We start from the raw sequence: 2,650 nt of genomic DNA, 5'->3' as shown, positions 1-2,650 counted from the left end.
TTATAAAGAAGTGGCTTTTATCAATTAAGTGTCCCGTCCTGAAATAAGTTGACATCTAACTCAGCTTATTATGAAAAAAGAACTAAAGAACAATTTACGACGGAGTCAGCGAGATTATAGCCTAGCTTTTAAATTATCTGTTGTCTGTCAAGTCGAAAAAGGCGAACTCACCTACAAGCAAGCACAATCTCGTTATGGTATCCAAGGACGGAGTACGGTTTTGGTTTGGTTAAGAAAACTTGGTAACTTAGACTGGAGTTTACCAAAGCAACACGCTATGAATAAGCATATTGACCCTAGTCCAAAACAACGTATTAAGTTGTTAGAAAAGGCTTTGAAAGATGAACAGGATCGCAATCTAGTTTACAAAACTATGCTTGAGATTATGGAAAAAGAATATGGTATGATCGTGCCAAAAAAGTTTTTACCCAAACAGTCGAAAGGCTTCGAGAAAAAGGATTAATAAGCCTTTCCAAAGTCTGTAAACTGTTTGGGATTAGTCGGCAAGGTTACCACCAAAAATTAAACCGTATCCATTCCCGGTTATTAGAGCTGAAACAAATTAAGCAGGAAATTCTGAAAGAACGGATGTACCTTCCCCGTTTAGGAACGCGTAAGCTGTACTTTATGTTGAAAGAACGATTTAATACGCTTCACATCAAAATAGGCAGAGATGCGCTGTTCAATTTCTTACGTTCGGAACATTTATTAATAAAGCCCGCAAGAAGTTATATCAAAACAACCAATTCAAAACATTGGTTGCATAAGTACCCCAATCTTCTAAAAGAGAAAAAAGCTGTCAGAGCAGAAGAAATATGGGTTTCTGACATCACTTATATTCAAACTAAGGAAAAAACTGCCTATTTAAGTTTAGTAACGGATGCTTGGTCTAGAAAAATTCTAGGATTTCATTTACATCATGATTTAAGCACTGATGGTGTCGCTAAAGCATTAAAAATGGCTATTAAATCAAGAACAAGCCATCTTCCTTTGATACATCATTCGGATAGAGGATTACAATATTGTTCAATGCAATATCAAGAAATACATCGTAAAAACAACATTACTTGCTCCATGACTGATGGTCATGATTGTTATCAAAATGCTCTTGCTGAGAGGATAAATGGTATATTGAAAAATGAGTTTATGATTAGCAGGCCTAAAAACATAAAACAAGCAAACACCATGATTAGGCAATCAGTGAAATTATATAATAGAAGACCACATACTGCATTAAAATATAAAACACCTAGTCAAGTACATAAACAAAAAATCCTTACTTGAAATAGTCAAGTAAGGATAATTATCGTTAAATTTATATGTCAACCTATTCTAGGACGCTACAAAGTCTTTAGAATTATTAATAGACAAAAAAAAACTTAAATATTTAGCGAATACGTGACCTTAATGAGTCCTCCCGTTTAGCATCCCAGTAGCCACAGTCAATCTCTATAAATACCGAGGTGTAAGGTTGTAATGATTCCGTCTTAAGAACAACCACTTTAAACAGTTTTGATGCCTCATCTATTTTTTTGAATATCGCTTCGTGTGGAATATCCTGAACAGTATATTTACTCCAGAGGGCTTTAACCTCCTTTTTATACTTATCTACACCTTTTACTAAACCCTCATCCAGATAATTGAGTTCTGCATCCTGATAAATGATCGGTTTGATATGAGCCTGCACCTGAAATATACTGTCCATTTCGCGCAGCACATCCATCATTTCTGCTCCCGTATTGATCATCACAATATCCGAATTATTAGGTGCTGGGTAGGCCTTATCAACAATCAAAATCCAGTTCCGATGTCCCAACAAAGGCAGCTGCTCTTCTAACCTTTGTTGCCAATCCTTATTGTTTACGCTTCCCTTTTGCTGAACACTGGCGGGTTGACAAGCGACTAAAGAAAGTATCAGCAGCAATACCATTATAGTTCTCAATCTTATTATCATGACCAGCTAATCTGAAGTAAATCCCCCTTGTTCAGTTGCAGTTCCTTCTGAAATGTTACCGTTAATTTATCCGAAGCATCCTCTACTCTCGACAATTTTAGGGGTTTATTATTTAGAACTGCTTTTAGTCGATCCTTTTGCACAGGCTCATTTCTGACCTTACCTATCGAAAACTTCTGCAACTGTAAATTTCCATAAGCGACAGACAGCTGACTTGTCTGTTCAGTATTTTGTTGAATCTGTTCATAACTTCCCCATGCTTCTGCTGTTGTGAAAGGGCATTTGAACTTTTCTGGCAATACCTTCGGTGCAAAAGCCAAGTATTTATTAGGACCATGATACGCATATCCACAAGCATTCACAAATGTACCATAGCTTGCCATGGCACGGGCATAGTGATCACTACATTCTATTTCATTAAATGGATTCCGCTTTGCTGCATGGTAACGGTCATGAATGACCCGGGTCAAAACTAAGCTCTCCTCCACCATACCTTCTGCCATCATATACGCGGCTACCTGATGTTCAAATCCGCTCATACATTCATGAAAATAACCCAATTGCCAGGTTTCATTTTCCCCATAAGCTTTCGCTTCATTTTTAGGGTTAGTATTCATCACCATCCCCCCTCTCCGGCAAGAGCATAAGGACGACCATTCAAATGCGTTTTGATATAAGGACCTACATCCATTGTAA

3 protein-coding genes are annotated in these 2,650 nt (G+C 37.3%); 1 reads left to right on the top strand and 2 read right to left on the bottom strand.

Annotated features, from left to right (window positions below; translation table 11 throughout):
* Window positions 1-70: 70 nt before the first annotated feature.
* Window positions 71-1,284 (top strand): IS3 family transposase gene (locus L950_RS28230; protein ID WP_156169866.1). Its coding sequence is split into 2 segments (ribosomal slippage): window positions 71-404 and window positions 404-1,284, totalling 1,215 coding nucleotides; the frame shifts between segments, so codons are not numbered across the junction.
* Between the two features lie 103 nt (window positions 1,285-1,387).
* On the opposite strand, the gene L950_RS24840 is transcribed toward L950_RS28230, so the two are convergent.
* Both L950_RS24840 and L950_RS24835 read right to left on the bottom strand, forming a co-directional pair.
* Complete coding sequence (locus L950_RS24840) at window positions 1,388-1,942, bottom strand: RbsD/FucU domain-containing protein (protein ID WP_197086687.1); 555 nt, start codon at window positions 1,940-1,942, stop codon at window positions 1,388-1,390.
* A gap of 8 nt (window positions 1,943-1,950) precedes the next feature.
* Window positions 1,951-2,650, bottom strand: a 700-nt coding sequence (locus tag L950_RS24835; RefSeq protein ID WP_231577855.1) for a glycoside hydrolase family 116 protein, incomplete at its 5' end; no start/stop codon positions are given.

Source organism: Sphingobacterium sp. IITKGP-BTPF85, from assembly GCF_001006065.1.
Lineage (GTDB): Bacteria > Bacteroidota > Bacteroidia > Sphingobacteriales > Sphingobacteriaceae > Sphingobacterium > Sphingobacterium anhuiense.
This window is presented reverse-complemented; position numbering and strand designations above follow the sequence as displayed.